The following is an 18,059-nucleotide window of genomic DNA, read 5'->3' on the forward strand; positions in this document are numbered from 1 at the left end:
CGAAGTCGAGGGTCAGGGCTGAATGTTGCCGATCATGTAGCAGACGATCGCGATCACTATGAGGGCCAGAACGACAACGGTCTTTCTTTCCTTGCGCGTCATGGATTCCATCACGCCTCCCAGACAACAGCCGGTGATTCGGACCGCCCTGACCAGGAAACTACTCGTGATGGGAGGGCGACACTACGGATGCATCGAAAGTCTGAGCAGGACTTGAGGTTGCCCCTCCGGTTGCCCGCGCGCCGGACATATGACCGTTTGGACCACCGGACCCATCCGGGTTCTCGTCCGCCGTTCCGCCCGATACCCGGACGTTCTGTCGTTATGGTCTGCCGTGCCCGTCGCCTGTCGGCGGCCCGACCGAGGGAGATCACAGCGGGATGACTCTCAGCCTCACCGGAACCGCCTTCTTCGCCCTGCTCGTCGCCTTGACGGTGCTGTCCGTCCTGGCCACGCTGCTGTTGTGGGCGAGGATCCCGGGTCCCGGACCGGTGCGCTGGGCGGCCCGCGTGCTGTTGATCGCCCTGTGTCAGCTCACCGCGATCTGCACGGTGGCCACCTGGATCAACACCAGTTACGGCCTCTACGCCTCGTGGGACGACCTGCTGGGCCGCACGGACGGCGCCGGGCCCGTCGCCATGCAGGGCCCGCCCGCCGAACGCGCCCAGTTCGCCGAGGACGACCACGGGATGCGGGAGACGTACTTCCACGGCACCCGGTCCGCCCTGTCGGGACAGGTCCTGGTGTGGACCCCGCCGGAGTACGACGACCCCCGCTACCGCCGTGCCACGTTCCCCGTCGTGATGCTGCTGCACGGGGTGCCGGGGACACCGCAGTCGTGGATCGACCAGGGCCGGATGCCCCGGTCCTACCGGACGCTGCTCGCCGCGGGGCGGACCCGCCCGTTCATCCTCGCCGTGCCGGTCATCAACCCCGGCGGGCGGGACACCGACTGCTCCGACGCGGCCGGGCGCAAGGTCGCGACCTGGCTCGCCCGGGACGTGCCCGAGCTCGTCCGGCACCACTTCCGGACCGCGCCGCAGCCCAGGTCGTGGGGGCTGCTGGGGATCTCCACCGGCGGCTTCTGCGCGGCGAAGCTGCCGCTGCAGTTCCCCCGGGTCTTCGCGGCCGGCGCGGCCCTCGACCCCGACCCGCTCAACGGCGACGGCGGGGCCCTCGCCGACCCCGCCCTGCGGGAGCGCAACAGCCCCACCTGGCTCGTCGGTCACACCAAGGCCGATGTCGCCCTCTTCCTCGCGACCTCCCGCCAGGACCGCGACAGTCCGCCGGCCTACATCGAGGAGTTCCAGCGGGAGGCGGCGAGCAGCCGGGTGCGGCTCAAGACGATGCTGCTCGACAAGGGGGGCCACAACTACCGGACCTGGTCGGCGCTCTATCCGGAAGCGTTCGCCTGGCTCGCCCAGCAGCTGCCGGGCGGACCGCCGGCTCGCTGAGGCTCGCGGCGCGCGGGCGGTCCGGGGAAGGGACGGCGCGGGGTACGCCGTAGTGGCGGCGAGGACGGGCGTCAGCCCCGCTCGTCCTCCCCGTCGCCCTGCCGCTTGGGGTCGGCGTCTCCGTCGGCCTTGCCGTCGTCGGCGTTCCCGGCGCCCTTCACCTCGCCGTCCTTGCCGTCGACCTTCACCTCGGCGTCCTCGCCACCGGCCTTGCCGTCGCCCTCCTTCCCCTTCTCGTCCTTCCCCTTCTCGTCCTGCTTCTTCTCGTCCTGCTTCTTCTCCTCGCCCGGCTTCTTCCCGCCCTCCGTGTCCTGCGGGAACGTGAGCTCCTTGCTCATCCACTCCATCACCGGCCCGATCTCCCGGCGCCAGGTGGAGAACTGGTGGCTCCCCTCGGGCAGCACGATCGACGCCGTGCGGAGCTTCTTCTCGGCGGCCAGGCGCAGGAACTCCTCGGTGTCGTGGAAGTTCTTCTCGCCCTTGCGGCTGGTCGCGAGGAGCAGGGAGACGGGCGGGGTCGGGAGGTTGCGGAGGCGCCACATCAGGTCGTGCTCGCGCTTGCGCTGCTTGCCCTTCTCGCCGCCGCCGAAGAGGTCGCCCGTCGCGATGTCGTTCTTGACCGAGAGGTCCCCGGAGAGGGAGGCGGCCACCGGATAGACGTCAGGGGCACGCATGGCGAGCTGGAGGGCGCAGGTGCCGCCGGTGGAGTAGCCCATGATGCCCCAGGCGGTGGCGTCCTGACCGACCCGGTAGGTGCTGCGCAGAGCGTCCGGGAGGTCCTTGGTGAGGAAGGTCTCGGCCTGCGGGCCGTCCGGCACGTCGACGCACTCGGTGTCGCGGGGCTGGGCGATGGTCGGGCTCATCATCACGATGACCGTAGGGGCCATCTTCTTCTCCTCCAGGAGGCGGGCCGCGTTCAGCGGGACCTGGAGGTTGCGGGCGAGGCTGACCCGGCCGCCCGGGTAGCCGCTGACGACGACCATGACGGGGAAGCGGGCGCGCTCGTACTGCTTCTGGAAGTACTCGGGAGGCAGGTAGATGTACGCCGAGTTGACGGCCAGGGTCCGCTTGCCGATGACGCGGACCGAGCGGACGGCGCCCACCTTGTCCTCGGGGCCCTTGGGGTAGCCGGCGAACTTCTCGACCCGCTCGCCGCCGGTGGGCTGGATCAGGCCGTCCTTCGTCTCGCTGACCGAGGCGCGGGGGCCGGTCCCGCTGTTCATCTGCGTCACGTTGACGGGGGCCTTGTCGACGCGGCCCAGCAGCTGGTTCCAGGTCCCGAAGAAGCCGACGCTGGAATTGACCACCAGCAGCACCGCGGCCATGATCGACAGTTGCGTGAGCAGGATGGCGCCGAGCCGGCCGAGGACGGGCAGCGGTCCCCGCCCGGAGAGCCGCGGCCAGATCCACACCATGAGAGCCACACACAACACGGCGGCGAACGCCACCGTGTACATCAGCGACCTGCTGGTCAGGCCCATGCGGTGCTCACTCCCTGCCTCCGGTTCCCGTGGTACTCACGTTCGGTTCCGCCGGTTCACCGGGTAAGAGGCGAGAAAGGCCCGGCAGGGTTGCCCTGCCTCCTTTTCTTCCTCGGCCCTTGCCCTGCCCGTTTCCTGTCCGACTCCCCGGCTTATCCGGGGGTTCCCGTAAGGGAGGGGACGCCCGAACAGCCCCGAACACCTGGCGCGGTCTGGCCGAACGCGGCCTTCCGCCGGATGGTGGAGAAAGGTTCCGCGGGGGCGGGCCGGGACACCGGTGGAGGTGGAGGGCATGCCGAACGACGCCGCCAGGGCGGTCACCTCGGGGGCGAACCCCTGGCTCAGTGGCTTGTTCGAGCCGGTGCGCGAGGAGATCACGGCCCTCGACCTCCCGGTGACCGGACGGTTGCCGGACGCGCTCCGCGGCCGCTACCTGCGTAATGGGCCGAACCCGTTGCAGGTGGACGATCCGGCCTCCCACCACTGGTTCTCCGGGGAGGGCATGGTGCACGGCGTCCGGCTCCGGGACGGGCGGGCCGCCTGGTACCGCAACCGCTGGGTGCGCTCCGACGCGGTGGCCCGGCGGCTGGGCGAGAAGGTGCTGCACGGCCCCCGGCACCTGGTGGACTTCGCGCCCAACACTCACGTCCGCCGGTTCGCCGGGCACCTGCTGACCCTGGTCGAGGGCGGGGCGCTCCCCTACGAGCTGGACTCCGAGCTGGAGACGGTGGGTCCCTTCGACTTCCACGGGACGCTGCCCGGCGGGCTGGCCGCGCACACCGTCCTCGACCCGGCCACCGGCGAACTGCACGCCGTCGCGTACTGCCCGGCCTGGCCGTACGTCCAGTACCTGGTCGCCGGGACGGACGGCCGGATCCGCCGGCACGTCGAGGTGCCGGTGACGGGCCGGCCGATGATGCACGACTTCTCGCTCACCGAGCACCACGTACTGCTCTACGACCTGCCGGTCGCCTTCACCCTCGGCCCCGGCCTGTCGGTGGCCGCCTTCGGCTGGGACCCCGACCGCCCGGCCCGGCTCGGGGTGCTGCCCCGGGAGGGGACCGCGCGGGACGTCCGCTGGCTGGAACTGGAGCCGTGCTTCGTCTACCACACCATGAACGCCTATGAGCGGGACGGGCTGATCACCGTCCATCTGGCCCGCTACGAGCGGCTGTTCGACGGGACCCGCAAGGGGCTGGACAAACAGCCCGCCCACCTGGAGCGGTGGACCGTGGACCCGGCCGCGCGGACCGTCCGGCGGCTCCGGCTGGACGACCGCGCGGTGGAGTTCCCGCGGATCGACCCGCGCCGGCCGACCCGGGAGCACCGCTACGGGTACGCGGTGCGCGAGCCGCTGGGCGAGGACCGGGCCGGGTTCGGCGTCGGGCTGCTCAAGTACGACCTGGTGCGCGGGACCTGCGACGAATATCCCGTGCCGGCGGGCGGCGACGTCGGCGAGGGGGTGTTCGTACCGGCGGCGCCCGGGGCGGCGGAGGACGACGGGTGGGTGCTGGCCTACGCCTTCGACCCGGAGCGCGGGGCCACCGATCTGCTGGTGCTGGCCGCCCGGGACATGGCGGCGGGGCCGGTCGCCCGGGTGCACCTGCCGGTGCGGGTGCCGGTCGGGGCGCACGGCGATTGGATCCCGGATCCGGGGTAGGCGAAGGGGCAGCGCTCCGGTGGCTGAATCGGGCCCGGTGCAGGAGGGGACAGCCCGGCCCCGGATCCGGGCCCGGTGCAAACGGGACCAGCGAGGAGCACGTTACTGACGAGGCGTTAGAGCTAGCCTTACCGGAGTCGCACAGTAGGTACATTCCAGACAAAGGTAAGGATTTCTCCTCATGGGAATTCGCAGCCTGCTGCGGAACGCGTTCGGCCGGTCGAAGCCGGGTGACGACGGAAGGCCCGGCCTCCCCCAGCAGAGCACCGCCCCCGCACCGGTGGCGGACGCGGTCGCCGCCCCGGCGTCCGTCCCCGCCCAGACCACCACCGACCGGGTCCCCGACCCCGGTCCGCTGCACCCCGTCCCCGGCCCGCCCACCCCGGGCCCGCGCCCCGACCCGGTGCCGGACCCGGAGCCCGCCCCGACGCCGATGCCCGAGCCCAAGCCCGTACCGCAGCCGGAGCCCGTCCCCACCCCGGACCCCAACCCGGTGCCCGAGCCGGCGCCGGGACCCGAGCCGGAGCCGTCGCCGGCGATGGCGGCGGCGGCCGTGGCCCCGGCCGCGGTGGCGGCGCCGACCGCCGCCCCGGCCGCCGTCCCGGGCCCCGCCACGCCCCCCGCCACGGAGTCCGCCGGCGAGCGCGGTTCCGCCATCAGCCTGGAGAAGGTCAGGGACTCCGCCCCCGGCCTGGTCAGCCTCTACAAATCGGCGGGCGTCTCGCTGCGCAAACGCGGCCTCGCCGGGCAGCGGGCCGCCGTCTACCTCGTCCTCGACCGCTCCGGCTCGATGCGCGAGTACTACAAGGACGGCAGCGTCCAGCGCCTCGCCGAGCAGGTGCTCGGCCTGTCCGCGCACCTGGACGACGACGGGACCGTCCCCGTCGTCTTCTTCTCCACCGAGGTCGACGGCGTCGCCGAGCTCGACCTCACCGACTACGCGGGCCGCATCCAGGAACTGCACTCCTCCCTCGGGCACATGGGCCGCACCAACTACCACCTCGCCATGCGGGAAGTGATCAAGCACTACAAGAAGTCCGGCGCCACCGACCCGGCGTTCGTCGTCTTCCAGACGGACGGTGGCCCCTACAGCAAGTCCGCCGCAGAGAAGGCCCTCTGCGAGGCCGCGAAGCTGCCGATCTACTGGCAGTTCGTGGCCTTCGGCGACCCCGAGGGCAAGGGCTTCGACTTCCTGCGCAAGCTGGACGCGCTGCCCGTGCCGGAGCGCCGCGCGGTGGACAACGCGGGCTTCTTCCACGCGGGCCGCGACCCCAAGGGCCTCGCCGACGACCTGCTCTACGAGGAGCTGACGGCCGGCTTCCCCGGCTGGCTGGAGGAGGCCCGCGCGGCCCGGGTGATCAAACAGCGCACCCGCTGACCCCCGCCGGTCCCGCGCCGGGAGCCGTCCCCGCCGGACGGGGACGGCTCCCGGCGTAGGGAATCCGGCAATTGGGGCGACACAGAGTAACCGCGCCGCCGGTCGCACCGCGTAAGCACGGCGCCCCGACAGATCACCCTCCGTACTCCGCCTCTCGCCGATCAGAAGCCGCTGAAGTGGGCATCGTAGGAATGTGAACGATGAATTCCCCCTCGGCAGCTACGTCGTCGACACCCGCACCGGTCGGCTCGGGCAGGTCATGGACACCCACGCCGGTTACGTTCAGCTACGGCCGCCGCGCGGTGGGATCGAGTGGTCCTGTCCGCCGTCGGCCATCCGGTTCCCGTCCGACGCCGAGGCGGAGGCCCAGGTCCGGATCCGGCCCCAGGCCGGTGCGGCGAACGGCGGACGGGCCCCCGAACGAGCCGGCGGACGGACCGGCGGCGGGGCGGACGCGGGCGGCAACGCCGGGGAGCGCGGGCGGAGTCGGTGAGCCCGCGCGACGCCCTCCGCCCCGGCCCCGGGGCGCCGCGGCCCGGCCGCGCGCCCGACACAGGGCCGTCATGAACGCCGCGCTGCCGCCGCCTGGTACTCGGATACGCTAAAGGTGCCTGTGGACACAGGGTCACAGGCTCCGTACCCGAGCACCGACCAGGGAGCAGCCGGCATGGCTCGACACCTCATCACCAGCGCCCTTCCGTACATCAACGGGATCAAGCACCTGGGCAACATGGTGGGGTCCATGCTCCCTGCGGACGTGTACGCGCGCTACCTGCGGCAGACCGGGCGCGAGACGCTCTACATCTGCGCCACCGACGAGCACGGCACCCCGGCCGAACTGGCCGCCAAGGAGGCCGGCCTGCCGGTGGACGCGTACTGCGCCCAGCAGCACGACGCGCAGAAGGCGATCTACGACGGCTTCGGCCTCTCCTTCGACCACTTCGGCCGCAGCTCGTCCGCGCAGAACCGCGAGATCACCCAGCACTTCGCGCGGCAGCTGAAGAAGAACGGGTTCATCGAGGAGCGCGCGATCCGCCAGGTGTACTCGCTGGCGGACGAGCGCTTCCTGCCCGACCGCTACATCGTGGGCACCTGCCCGCACTGCGGCTACGACAAGGCGCGCGGCGACCAGTGCGAGAACTGCACGCGCGTGCTGGACCCCACGGACCTGATCGACGCCCGTTCGGCGATCAGCGGCAGCAGCGACCTGGAGGTGCGGGAGACCAAGCACCTGTTCCTGCTGCAGTCCAAGCTCCAGGGCGAGGTCGAGGCGTGGATCGACGAGCACGGCAAGGACTGGCCGGTCCTCGCCTCGTCGATCGCCCGCAAGTGGCTGACCGAGGGCCTGCACGACCGGGCCATCACCCGCGACCTGGACTGGGGCGTTCCGGTCCCGGCCGACACCTGGCCGGAGCTGGCGGCCGAGGGCAAGGTCTTCTACGTCTGGTTCGACGCCCCGGTCGAGTACATCGGCGCCACCAAGGAGTGGGCGGACGAGCGGCCGGACGAGCGCGACTGGAAGTCGTGGTGGTACGAGGCGTCGGACGTCCGCTACACGCAGTTCATGGGCAAGGACAACGTCCCGTTCCACACGGTGATGTTCCCGGCGACGGAGATCGGCACCCGTGAGCCGTGGAAGCGGGTCGACTACGTCAAGGCCTTCAACTGGCTGAACTACTACGGCGGCAAGTTCTCCACCTCGCAGCGGCGCGGCGTCTTCACGCACGACGCGCTGGAGATCCTGCCGGCCGACTACTGGCGCTACTTCATGATGGCCAACGCCCCCGAGTCGGACGACACCTCGTTCAGCTGGGAGCTGTTCTCCGCGACGGTCAACAAGGACCTCGCCGACGTGCTGGGCAACTTCGTCAACCGCGTCCTGTCCTTCTCCCGCAAGCGGTTCGGCGACGAGGTGCCGGCCGGCAGCGAGGCGGGCGCGGCCGAGACGGAGCTGGGCCGGGAGGTCGCGCGGCTGCTCGCCGAGTACGAGGGGCACATGGAGGAGATGCAGTTCCGCAAGGCGGCGCAGGCGCTGCGCGCCCTGTGGAGCGCGGGCAACTCCTACCTGGAGACCAAGGCCCCCTGGCTGGAGATCAAGACCGACCCGGACGCGGCGGCGCTGACGCTGCGCACGGCGATGAACCTGATCCACCTCTACTCGGTGGTCTCCGAGCCGTTCATCCCGGCGACGGCCGCCGCGATGCGCTCGGCGTTCGCCCTCACCGGGGACGAGCGGACCTGGGTGACGCAGGACGAGGCGTGCTCGCTGTCGTCCGTCCCGGCCGGTACGCCGTTCACCGTGCCGCCGGTGCTCTTCGCGAAGATCACGGAGGAGGACCTGGAGTCCTACCGCGAGCGCTTCGGCGGGGGCGACGAGGCGGCCTGAGGCACCCCGACCCCGTACGCACAGGGCCCGGAACCGCACGTTCCGGCCCTGTGCCGTACCCGCGCGACGCGCGTTGATCGTTCGGCAATCGTTCGTTGAGCGGGGCGCGCCAGGCTGTCCGGTGTTGGTGGTGGGGGAGACCGAAGGAAGACCGGACCAGTGTTGGATGACCGAATCACCGTGAGCGTGCACGCGACCGACGAGGTGGGCCGCGCCCGCCTGGTCCGCGGCCTGCGGACCCTGCCCGGCCTCCGGGTGGTGAGGAACGGCGCGGCGGTGCAGATCCTGCTGCTCGGACGGCACGACCGCGACGCCGCTGGCGAGCTGCGCCGGCGCAGCGCCGGGAGCTGGGCCCCGCTGCTGGTGGTGGCCGACGGGCTCGGCGACGCGGAGCTGATGGCGGTGTGGGAGTACGGCGCGCGGACCGTCCTCCCGATGCACCGGGTCACCCCGCGGCGGCTGGGGCGTGCGGTGCACGCCGCGGCCGGCTGCTGTCCGCCGGAACCGCTGCCGGACCTGGGTGCGCTGGTGTGAGCCGGCCGACGGCTCCCCACGGGGGTGGGGGCCGCCCCGGCCACCGGTGCGGCGGTACCGGAAGGAACGCGGAAGGGCCCGGCACATCGGCGCCGGGCCCCTCGGGTCGTCCTGCGGTTACTTCACCGTCGGCGGCTTGCGCAGCGACAGGTGCAGCTCCTTCAGCCGGGCCTCGTCGACCTCGCTCGGGGCGCCCATCAGCAGGTCCTGGGCGTTGCCGTTGAGCGGGAAGGCGATGGTCTCGCGGATGTTGGGCTCGTCGGCCAGCAGCATCACGATGCGGTCGACGCCCGGGGCGATGCCGCCGTGCGGCGGGGCGCCGAACTTGAACGCGCGGAGCATGCCGCCGAACTCGCGCTCGACCTCCTCCTGCGAGTAGCCGGCGATCCCGAACGCCTTGTACATGACCTCGGGCTCGTGGTTCCGGATCGCGCCGGAGGACAGCTCGACGCCGTTGCAGACGATGTCGTACTGCCAGGCGAGGATGTCCAGCGGGTCCATCGTCTCCAGGGCCTCGAGGCCGCCCTGGGGCATGGAGAACGGGTTGTGGGAGAACTCGATCTTCCCGGTCTCCTCGTCCTTCTCGAACATCGGGAAGTCGACGATCCAGCAGAACCGGAAGACGTTCTCCTCGAACTGGCCGGCGCGCTTGGCGGCCTCGACGCGGACCGCGCCCATGATCTTGCTGACCTCGTCGAACTCGCCGGCGCCGAAGAAGACGGCGTGGCCGGCGGCCAGGCCCAGCCGCTCGGTGAGGACCTTGACGTTCTCCTCGGTGAGGAACTTGGCGATCGGGCCGGACAGCGTCCCGTCCTCGCCGACGCGGACCCAGGCCAGGCCCTTGGCACCCTGCTCGACGGCGAACTCGCCCAGGCCGTCGAAGAACTTGCGCGGCTGGTCCTGCACGGACGGCACCGCGAGGGCGCGCACGTGCTTGCCGGCGAACGCCTTGAACTCCGAGCCCTCGAAGACGTCGGAGATGTCCACCAGTTCCAGCTTGGCGCGCAGGTCCGGCTTGTCGGAGCCGTACTTGAGCATCGCCTCGCGGAACGGGATGCGCGGGAACGGCGAGGTGACGTGGCGGCCGTTGCCGAACTCCTCGAAGAGCTCGGTCATGACCTTCTCGATCACCTGGAAGACGTCCTCCTGCTCGACGAAGGACATCTCCATGTCGAGCTGGTAGAACTCGCCCGGCGAGCGGTCGGCGCGGGCGTCCTCGTCGCGGAAGCAGGGCGCGATCTGGAAGTAGCGGTCGAAGCCCGCGATCATCAGCAGCTGCTTGAACTGCTGCGGCGCCTGCGGCAGGGCGTAGAACTTGCCGGCGTGCAGGCGGGACGGCACCAGGAAGTCGCGCGCGCCCTCGGGGGAGGTGGCGGACAGGATCGGGGTGGCCAGCTCGTTGAAGCCCTGCGCGGTCATCTTCTCGCGGATGGCGCGGATGACCGCGCCGCGCAGCATGATGTTGCGGTGCATGCGCTCGCGGCGCAGGTCGAGGAAGCGGTACTCCAGGCGGCGCTCCTCGTTGACGCCGTCCTCAGTGTTGATCGTGAAGGGCAGGGGCTCGGCGGCGCCGAGCACCTCGACCTCGGTGACCTCGACCTCGATCTCGCCGGTGGGCAGGTCGGGGTTGACGTTCTCGGCGCCGCGGCTCATGACGCGACCGTCGACGCGGACGACGGTCTCCTTGGTGAGCCGGCCCAGGGCCTCGTTGGCGGGGGTGCCGGGACGGGCGACGAGCTGCACGAGACCGTGGTGGTCGCGGAGATCGATGAAGAGGATGCCGCCCAGGTCGCGCCGATTGTGCAGCCAGCCACTCAGCCGCACGTCGGTGTCGACGTCAGCCGCACGGAGCTCGCCGCAGGTGTGGGACCGGTAACGATGCATCGTTCATCCAAGTCGTGGTCGAAGGCGTGGTTCGAGGGGCGCGCTGCACTGGCTCGCCGCACTGGGTTAGCGTGCATACAGCACTGAGCAAGGGTACTGCCCCACCCGCCATCGGTGGTCTGCACCGAGCGAACCCGCATAAAGTGGGGCAATGCGCACCGAGGACGTGCTGGCCGCCGTCGCGACCGGCCTGTGGCACTGGGACGGGGCCACGGGACGCGTCACCTTCGACGCCGAGGCGGCCCGGCTGCTGGGGCTGCCCGCCGTACGGACGGAGCTGTCGGAGTCGGCCGCGCGCGCCCGGTTCCACGCGGTGGACTGGGTGGAGTTCCAGGGCGTGATCAGCGTGGCCGTCGCGGAGGACGCGCTCGCCGAGGCCCGCATCCGGGTGGTGGACGAGACCGGACGGGTCCGCCGGACGGTCCGCGCCCGGACCCGCCAGCCGGCCCGCGGCGGCCCCCAGTCGCTCGTCGGCATCCTGGAGGAGGTCCCGGAGCCGCACCCCGGCACCTCGCCCGCCCGGACGACCGTCACCGGCGACTGGCGCCGCAACCGGGAGGCGTTCCTGCTGGACGCGGGCCGGGCGCTGGCCGAGGCCCGGTCCACCGCCGAGGTGCTGCGGGTGGCGGCGGGCCTGTCGATGCCGGGCTTCGAGCCGTCGGCGCTGGCGGTCTTCGGCACCGACGGCGGCCGGGTGACGCTGATCGGCCACCACGGTTACGCGCTGGAGGACGTCTCGGCGTTCCTGGAGATACCGCTGGACGGCAACCACCCGGCGCCCGAGGTCGTCCGCACCGGCCGGGCGATCTACATCCCCTCCCCCGAGGAGTACGCCCGCCGCTTCCCGAAGGTCTGGCCGCTGGTGGCCCGGTTCGGCCGGAAGTCCTGGGCCTTCCTGCCGCTGATCAACGCCGGGCGGACGATCGGCGCCTGGATGGCCGGCTTCAGCGTGCCGGTGGCCTTCACCCCGGACGAGCGGTCGGTCCTCACCACGGTCGCCCGGATGCTGGCCCAGGCGCTGAGCAGGGCGAGCGTTCACGAGTCGGAGAAGGAACTCTCCGCCGGCCTCCAGCGCTCGATGATGCCGACCGTCCAGCCGGACATCCCCGGGATGACCGTGGCGGCCCGCTATGTGCCGACCGGCGGCGGCCTGGAGGTGGGCGGCGACTGGTACGACATGATCCCGCTGCCCTCCGGCCGGCTCGCGCTGGTCATCGGGGACGTCCAGGGGCACGACGTCCGCGCCGCCGGACTGATGGGCCAGCTGCGGATCGCGCTGCGCGCCTACGCCTCCGAGGGGCACCACCCGGACGCCGTCCTCTCCCGCGCCTCCCGCTTCCTGTCCGGCATCAACGAGAGCGGCCTGTCCGGCGTCGACGACGGCGTCCCCCAGGACCCGCGCTTCGCCACCTGCCTCTACATCGAGGTGGACCCGGCGACCGGGCTGCTGGTCATCGCCCGGGCCGGCCATCCGGACCCGGCGATCCGGATGGGCGACGGCACGATGCTGGTGCGCGCCACGGCCGGCGGGCTGCCGCTGGGCATCGACCCGGACACCGACTACCCGACCACCCGGCTGCTCCTGGAACCCGGCGAGACGATGCTGGTCTGCACCGACGGCCTGATCGAGACCGGCGGGCACGACCTGGAGACCGGCTGGTCGCGGCTGCGGGAGGTGATCGAGGCCGAGCGGGCGGCGGACGACCCGGAGTTCCTGGAGACACTGGCGGACGCCCTCGTCCAGGCCGTCCACGGCCCGTCCTCGCACTACACGACCGGCCCGCTGGTGGACCGGCGGGAGGACGACATCGCGCTGCTGCTGCTCCGCCGCGAGCCGCCGGCCTCCGCCGCCGCGCGGGCCGGGGAGCTGCCGCCGCGGCGGACGGTGATGAGCATCGCCCAGGCCGAGCCGGAGCGCATCGCGGAGGCCCGGCAGCAGGTGCGGGACCTGATGCACGACTGGCCGGACGCGGACCAGACCGACTCGGCGGTGCTCATGGTCTCCGAGATGCTCACCAACGTGCTGGTGCACACGGACGGGGACGCGCTGCTGAGGGCCTCCGTGGCCGGGGAGCGGGGGCGCCGGCGGGTGCGGGTGGAGGTCGCGGACACCAGCGACGAGCTGCCGCACCGGCGCCACCCCGGCGAGATGGCCTCGTCGGGGCGCGGGCTGGTGCTGATGGAGTTGCTCGCCGGGGCCTGGGGGGTGGACCCGCAGGGCGAGGGCAAGAACATCTGGTTCGAGCTGTACGAGGCGGGGCGGCCGTCGCCGGACGAGCTGGCGGCGATCACCTGAGACGCCGGAGCGCGGGGCGGTGGGGGCTCACCCCCTGAACCGGGTGAGCCCCCACCGCGTCCGGGGCGCCCCTTCCGGTGGGCCCGGAGGGGCCGGGCCCGCGCGGGAGGGGCGGGCCCGATTACTTCCCCCGCGCCGGGCGAGGGGAACGCCGACCACCTTCACTCGTTGGAGTGATTCACCGGATGAATGGACCGGTCGTCGGTGGGCGCGGCGGCGCGGTCAGGACGCCGGGATCGTCCCCAGCCGTCCGGCCTTGAAGTCGTCGAAGGCCTGGGCGAGTTCGGCGTGGGTGTTCATGACGAACGGGCCGTAGTGCATCATCGGCTCGCGCAGCGGCAGCCCGCCGAGCAGGACGACCTCGAACCGCTCGCTGCGCGAGTCCTGGGCGTCCCCGGCCTGGACCACCAGCGCGTCCCCGGCCCCGAAGACCACCGCCTGCCCGCTGCGGAACGGCCGCCGCTCGGTGCCGGCCGTGCCGTGCCCGGCCAGCCCGTAGGCCAGCGCGTTGAAGTCGGGCCGCCAGGGCAGCACCAGGCGGGCGCCCGGGGTGAGCGAGGCGTGGATCATCGTTATCGGGGTGTGCGTGGCGCCCGGGCCGCTGTGGCCCGCGACGTCCCCGGCGATCAGCCGGACCAGCGCGCCGCCGTCCTCCGAGGCGAGCAGCTTGACGTTGCCGCCGCGGATGTCCTGGTACTTGGGCGCGATCATCTTGTCCCTGGCCGGCAGGTTGACCCACAGCTGGAGGCCGTGGAACAGCCCGCCGGAGACGACCAGTTCCTCGGGCGGCGTCTCGATGTGCAGCAGCCCGGAGCCGGCGGTCATCCACTGGGTGTCGCCGTCGGTGATCACGCCACCGCCGCCGTGCGAGTCCTGGTGCACGAAGGTGCCGTCGATGATGTACGTGACGGTCTCGAAGCCGCGGTGCGGGTGCCAGGGGGTGCCCTTCGGCTCCCCGGCCGCGTAGTCCACCTCGCCCATCTGATCCATCATGATGAACGGGTCGAGGTGCCGGTAGTCGATGCCGGCGAAGGCCCGGCGGACCGGGAAGCCCTCGCCCTCGAAGCCGGCGGGCGCGGTGGACACCGCCAGCACCGGGCGGGCCGCCGGGCCCACGGGTGCGGTCACGCGCGGCAGGGTCAGCGGGTTCTCCGCAGTTACAGCAGGCATGTCGCCCTCCTTCGGACGTTCCGTCCCCCGGGTTGCCTCCAATTTAGTTGAAGAGTGAACAACCTGCAAGGAGCGGGTGTTCCCGGCCGGTCTCCTGGGACACTTGATCAATGCGTGCCAGATCCGCCCGTCCCGGACCACGTCCCGGCCCCGGCAAGGCCGGGTACACATTCCTCTTCGCCGGCGTGCTGGCCCTGGCCCTGCTGGGCGTCCTGGTGGCGACCCGCGGCGCGGCCACCGACGGGCCGCTGGCCGCGGGCGAGCCCTCGGGGCACTACGCGGAGCCGGAGGGCGTGGGCGACGCGGCCGCGGACGCCATGGCCTCGGCGGTACGGATCGAATCGGGCGCGTCGGGGCGTCCCGCGGCGCGGGCGGCGGACCGGGGGGCGCGGCGCGTCGAGCCCCTGCCGCCCTCCCGGCCCCTGGAGGCGACCCCCCGGGAGCCCTCGCCCGCCATCGGCCCGCTCTTCTCCACCGAGCAGGACGAGCCCGGCCACGGCTGCACTGCGAGCGTCGTCCACAGCCGGCAGCGGGACCTGCTGGTCACCGCCGCGCACTGCGTGTACACCGACGGCTTCCACACCGACATCGCGTTCGCCCCCGGCTACCACGACGGCGAGGCGCCCTACGGCGTCTGGGTGCCGACCTCGATCGACGTCGACCCCGAGTGGATGACCGGCCGGGACGAGGACCACGACGTCGCGTTCCTGCGAGTGCGTCAAGTCGGCACCGACGCGCGGGTGGAGGACGTCACGGGCGCCGAACGCATCGCCTTCCGTCCGACGGCGGACCGCCCGGCCCGGGTCCTCGGCTACCCCGGGGACGCCGAGCGGCCGCTGGCCTGCCAGAGCGTGGTGCGGCGGGAGAGCGCTTCGCAGCTGCGGTTCGACTGCGCGGGGCTGCCCGGGGGGACGAGTGGGAGTCCGCTGCTCACGGATGTGGACGCGGGGTCGGGGCTGGGGACGGTGGTGGGTGTGCTCGGGGGGAAGGACGAGGGTGGGGACGATGAGACGTCGTACAGCTCGTACTTCGGGGACGCGGTGGAGCGGCTGTACCGGCGGGCGACCGCCGGGTAGGGGTGCCCCGGTCCCTCCCCCAGAGGGGGCACCCCCATTCACCGTTTCCTGCGGGGGCAAGCCCCCGCACCCCCTGAAACCGCGCTCCGCGCGGTTGTCCTCAAACGCCGGACGGGCTGAAGACCAGCCCGTCCGGCGCTTGAGGACGAGCGGCGAAGCCGCGAAAAAGGGGGTCTGGGGCGCAGCCCCAGGAAACGGCGAAGGGGCGGGTCCGGGGCACCCCCCTCACCCGTACATCCGCCGCATCGCGAAGTCCACCATCTGCTCGACCGCCTTCGCGTCGAACACCATCCGGTGGTCCCCCTCCATGTCGAGGACGAACCCGTACCCCGTCGGCAGCAGGTCGATCACCTCCGCCCCCGTGATGACGAAGTACTTCGACTCCTTGCCCGCGTAGCGCCGCAGCTCCTTCAGCGAGGTGAACATCGGGATCACCGGGTGCTGGGTGTTGTGCAGCGCGAGGAAGCCGGGGTTGTCGCCGCGGGGGCAGTAGACCTTGGAGTTGGCGAAGATGACCTGGAAGTCCTCGGCGGACATCGAGCCGGTGGTGAAGGCCCGTACCGCGTCGGCGAGCGACGGCGGGGACGGCTCGGGGTAGAGCGGCTGCTCGCCGTAGCCGCCGGGCTGCTGCGGCGGCGCGTAGCCCTGTTGTCCCACGTTCTGGTCGTAGCCGTACATGGGCCAAAGCGTAACCAGTCACAGTTGGCCCAACAGGGGTTGCTTCTTATTACCGGTGGGTAGCATCATGCAGATTACCGATCGGTACGCACTCGGTAAGCACGAGGAACGCCCTCCCGTCACCCCTTACGGAGCCGTTGTCATGGGCCACTACAAGTCGAATCTCCGCGACATCGAGTTCAACCTCTTCGAGGTGCTCGGCCGCGACAAGCTGTACGGCACCGGCCCGTTCGCGGAGATGGACGTCGAGACCGCCAAGGACATCCTGTCGGAGATCGCCCGCCTCTCGGAGAACGAGCTGGCCGCGTCCTACGCCGACACCGACCGGAACCCGCCGGTCTTCGACCCCGAGACCAACACCGCGCCCATCCCGGACACCTTCAAGAAGAGCTACCAGGCGTACATGGACGCCGAGTGGTGGCGCCTGGGCATCCCGGAGGAGATCGGCGGCACGGTCGCGCCGCGCAGCCTCCTCTGGGGCTTCGCGGAGACGATCCTCGGCTCCAACCCGGCCGTCTGGATGTACTCCTCCGGCCCGGCCTTCGCCGGCGTGCTGTTCGCGGAGGGCACCGAGCAGCAGAAGCACATCGCGAAGATCGCGGTGGAGAAGCAGTGGGGCTCGACCATGGTCCTCACCGAGCCGGACGCCGGTTCGGACGTGGGCGCCGGCCGCACCAAGGCCGTCCAGCAGGAGGACGGCTCCTGGCACATCACGGGCGTGAAGCGGTTCATCACGTCGGGTGAGCACGACATGGCCGACAACATCCTCCACTACGTCCTCGCCCGTCCCGAGGGCGCCGGACCGGGCACCAAGGGCCTGTCCCTCTTCCTCGTGCCCAAGTACGAGTTCGACTTCGAGACCGGTGAGCTGGGCGCGCGCAACGGCGTCTACGCCACGAACGTCGAGCACAAGATGGGCCTCAAGGCGTCCAACACCTGCGAGATGACCTTCGGCGACAAGCACCCCGCCAAGGGCTGGCTCATCGGCGAGAAGCACGACGGCATCCGCCAGATGTTCATGATCATCGAGTTCGCCCGGATGATGGTCGGCACGAAGGCCATCGCCACCCTCTCCACCGGCTACCTCAACGCCCTGGAGTACGCCAAGGAGCGCGTGCAGGGTCCCGACCTGGCCAACTTCACCGACAAGAAGGCCCCCAAGGTCACCATCACGCACCACCCGGACGTGCGCCGCTCGCTGATGACGCAGAAGGCGTACGCGGAGGGCATGCGCGCCCTCGTCCTCTACACGGCCGCCGTCCAGGACGAGATCATGGTCAAGGAGGCCGCGGGCGAGGACACCAAGGCGCTGAACGGCCTCAACGACCTGCTGCTGCCGATCGTCAAGGGCTACGGCTCCGAGAAGTCCTACGAGCAGCTGGCGCAGTCGCTCCAGACGTTCGGCGGCTCCGGGTACCTCCAGGAGTACCCGATCGAGCAGTACATCCGCGACGCCAAGATCGACACCCTCTACGAGGGCACCACCGCCATCCAGGGCCAGGACTTCTTCTTCCGGAAGATCGTCCGCGACCAGGGCCAGGCGCTGACCACCCTCTCCGAGGAGATCAAGAAGTTCCTCGCCGAGGCCGCCGGCGGCGAGGAGCTGGCCGCCGCCCGCGAGCAGCTCGCCAAGGCCGCCGGGGAGCTGGAGGCGATCGTCGGCACCATGCTGACCGACCTCGCCGCCACCGAGAAGGACGTCAAGTCCATCTACAAGGTCGGCCTCAACACCACCCGCCTGCTGATGGCCTCCGGTGACGTCGTCGTCGGCTACCTGCTCCTCCGCGGCGCGGCCGTCGCCGCCGAGAAGCTGCCGGCCGCCGCCGCCAAGGACAAGGCGTTCTACACCGGCAAGATCGCCGCCGCGAAGTTCTTCGCCGCGAACGTCCTGCCCGGCGTCTCGGTCGAGCGCACCCTCGCCGAGAACGTCGACCAGTCGCTGATGGAGCTGGACGAGGCCGCCTTCTGACAGCCCCCCACCCCCTGACGCACGAGGCCCGCTCCACGCCGGAGCGGGCCTCCGCGCGTTCCCGTCGCGCCCCTTGCCCCGCTCCTTATCCTG

Annotated in this window: 13 protein-coding genes; 9 read left to right on the forward strand and 4 right to left on the reverse strand. The window is 71.5% G+C overall.

Translation table 11 applies throughout. The features are described from left to right. Nucleotides 1–380: 380 nt before the first annotated feature. On the forward strand, nt 381–1,454 hold the full coding sequence (locus J7W19_RS15525) for an alpha/beta hydrolase (protein WP_004947428.1): 1,074 nt from the start codon (nt 381–383) through the stop codon (nt 1,452–1,454). Nucleotides 1,455–1,525: 71 nt separating this feature from the next. Here the strand turns inward: J7W19_RS15525 and J7W19_RS15530 are convergent, their stop codons facing one another. Next, nucleotides 1,526–2,935 carry an alpha/beta hydrolase gene (locus J7W19_RS15530; protein WP_004947425.1) on the reverse strand — a complete coding sequence of 470 codons (1,410 nt, stop codon included), beginning with the start codon at nt 2,933–2,935 and terminating at the stop codon, nt 1,526–1,528. 292 nt (nt 2,936–3,227) lie between these two features. On the opposite strand from J7W19_RS15530, the gene J7W19_RS15535 reads away from it, so the two are divergent. The 5 genes from J7W19_RS15535 (at nt 3,228) to J7W19_RS15555 (ending at nt 8,893) form a co-directional block, all read left to right on the forward strand. Further along, on the forward strand, nt 3,228–4,595 hold the full coding sequence (locus J7W19_RS15535) for a carotenoid oxygenase family protein (protein ID WP_004947423.1): 1,368 nt from the start codon (nt 3,228–3,230) through the stop codon (nt 4,593–4,595). 181 nt (nt 4,596–4,776) lie between these two features. After that, nucleotides 4,777–5,973 carry a vWA domain-containing protein gene (locus tag J7W19_RS33505; protein ID WP_004947421.1) on the forward strand — a complete coding sequence of 399 codons (1,197 nt, stop codon included), beginning with the start codon at nt 4,777–4,779 and terminating at the stop codon, nt 5,971–5,973. Between the two features lie 193 nt (nt 5,974–6,166). Further along, nucleotides 6,167–6,466 carry a hypothetical protein gene (locus tag J7W19_RS15545; protein ID WP_004947419.1) on the forward strand — a complete coding sequence of 100 codons (300 nt, stop codon included), beginning with the start codon at nt 6,167–6,169 and terminating at the stop codon, nt 6,464–6,466. Between the two features lie 174 nt (nt 6,467–6,640). Continuing rightward, nucleotides 6,641–8,359 carry a methionine--tRNA ligase gene (gene metG, locus J7W19_RS15550; protein ID WP_004947417.1) on the forward strand — a complete coding sequence of 573 codons (1,719 nt, stop codon included), beginning with the start codon at nt 6,641–6,643 and terminating at the stop codon, nt 8,357–8,359. Between the two features lie 159 nt (nt 8,360–8,518). Beyond that, on the forward strand, nt 8,519–8,893 hold the full coding sequence (locus J7W19_RS15555) for a hypothetical protein (protein ID WP_004947414.1): 375 nt from the start codon (nt 8,519–8,521) through the stop codon (nt 8,891–8,893). A gap of 117 nt (nt 8,894–9,010) precedes the next feature. Here the strand turns inward: J7W19_RS15555 and aspS are convergent, their stop codons facing one another. Then, the gene (gene aspS / locus J7W19_RS15560; protein ID WP_004947411.1) at nt 9,011–10,777 is read right to left on the reverse strand and encodes an aspartate--tRNA ligase; all 1,767 of its coding nucleotides are present in this window, start codon (nt 10,775–10,777) and stop codon (nt 9,011–9,013) included. Nucleotides 10,778–10,928: 151 nt separating this feature from the next. Here aspS and J7W19_RS15565 point away from each other — a divergent pair, with 151 nt between their 5' ends. Further along, nucleotides 10,929–13,073: an ATP-binding SpoIIE family protein phosphatase gene (locus tag J7W19_RS15565; RefSeq protein WP_004947407.1), complete on the forward strand. Its 2,145-nt coding sequence runs from the start codon at nt 10,929–10,931 to the stop codon at nt 13,071–13,073. Nucleotides 13,074–13,295: 222 nt separating this feature from the next. Here the strand turns inward: J7W19_RS15565 and J7W19_RS15570 are convergent, their stop codons facing one another. After that, nucleotides 13,296–14,243 (reverse strand): pirin family protein, encoded by a 948-nt coding sequence (locus J7W19_RS15570; protein ID WP_040890532.1) that lies wholly within the window; start codon nt 14,241–14,243, stop codon nt 13,296–13,298. Between the two features lie 110 nt (nt 14,244–14,353). Between J7W19_RS15570 and J7W19_RS15575 the strand changes: the two genes are divergently transcribed. Continuing rightward, nucleotides 14,354–15,319, forward strand: a complete 966-nt coding sequence (locus tag J7W19_RS15575) for a trypsin-like serine peptidase (RefSeq protein WP_004947401.1) — start codon at nt 14,354–14,356, stop codon at nt 15,317–15,319. Nucleotides 15,320–15,544: 225 nt separating this feature from the next. On the opposite strand, the gene J7W19_RS15580 is transcribed toward J7W19_RS15575, so the two are convergent. Beyond that, complete coding sequence (locus tag J7W19_RS15580; protein WP_004940035.1) at nt 15,545–15,997, reverse strand: SseB family protein; 453 nt, start codon at nt 15,995–15,997, stop codon at nt 15,545–15,547. Nucleotides 15,998–16,139: 142 nt separating this feature from the next. Here J7W19_RS15580 and J7W19_RS15585 point away from each other — a divergent pair, with 142 nt between their 5' ends. After that, on the forward strand, nt 16,140–17,966 hold the full coding sequence (locus J7W19_RS15585; protein WP_004940034.1) for an acyl-CoA dehydrogenase: 1,827 nt from the start codon (nt 16,140–16,142) through the stop codon (nt 17,964–17,966). The last annotated feature ends 93 nt before the right edge of the window (nt 17,967–18,059 follow it).

It is taken from the genome of Streptomyces mobaraensis NBRC 13819 = DSM 40847, from assembly GCF_017916255.1.
GTDB lineage: Bacteria > Actinomycetota > Actinomycetes > Streptomycetales > Streptomycetaceae > Streptomyces > Streptomyces mobaraensis.

Bases quoted from the DNA above. Each gene is read 5' to 3' on its own strand.
- J7W19_RS15525 (WP_004947428.1), top strand. From the start codon at position 381: ATGACTCTCAGCCTCACCGGAACCGCCTTCTTCGCCCTGCTCGTCGCC.
- J7W19_RS15530 (WP_004947425.1), bottom strand. From the start codon at position 2,935: ATGGGCCTGACCAGCAGGTCGCTGATGTACACGGTGGCGTTCGCCGCC.
- J7W19_RS15535 (WP_004947423.1), top strand. From the start codon at position 3,228: ATGCCGAACGACGCCGCCAGGGCGGTCACCTCGGGGGCGAACCCCTGG.
- J7W19_RS33505 (WP_004947421.1), top strand. From the start codon at position 4,777: ATGGGAATTCGCAGCCTGCTGCGGAACGCGTTCGGCCGGTCGAAGCCG.
- metG (WP_004947417.1), top strand. From the start codon at position 6,641: ATGGCTCGACACCTCATCACCAGCGCCCTTCCGTACATCAACGGGATC.
- aspS (WP_004947411.1), bottom strand. From the start codon at position 10,777: ATGCATCGTTACCGGTCCCACACCTGCGGCGAGCTCCGTGCGGCTGAC.
- J7W19_RS15565 (WP_004947407.1), top strand. From the start codon at position 10,929: ATGCGCACCGAGGACGTGCTGGCCGCCGTCGCGACCGGCCTGTGGCAC.
- J7W19_RS15570 (WP_040890532.1), bottom strand. From the start codon at position 14,243: ATGCCTGCTGTAACTGCGGAGAACCCGCTGACCCTGCCGCGCGTGACC.
- J7W19_RS15575 (WP_004947401.1), top strand. From the start codon at position 14,354: ATGCGTGCCAGATCCGCCCGTCCCGGACCACGTCCCGGCCCCGGCAAG.
- J7W19_RS15580 (WP_004940035.1), bottom strand. From the start codon at position 15,997: ATGTACGGCTACGACCAGAACGTGGGACAACAGGGCTACGCGCCGCCG.
- J7W19_RS15585 (WP_004940034.1), top strand. From the start codon at position 16,140: ATGGGCCACTACAAGTCGAATCTCCGCGACATCGAGTTCAACCTCTTC.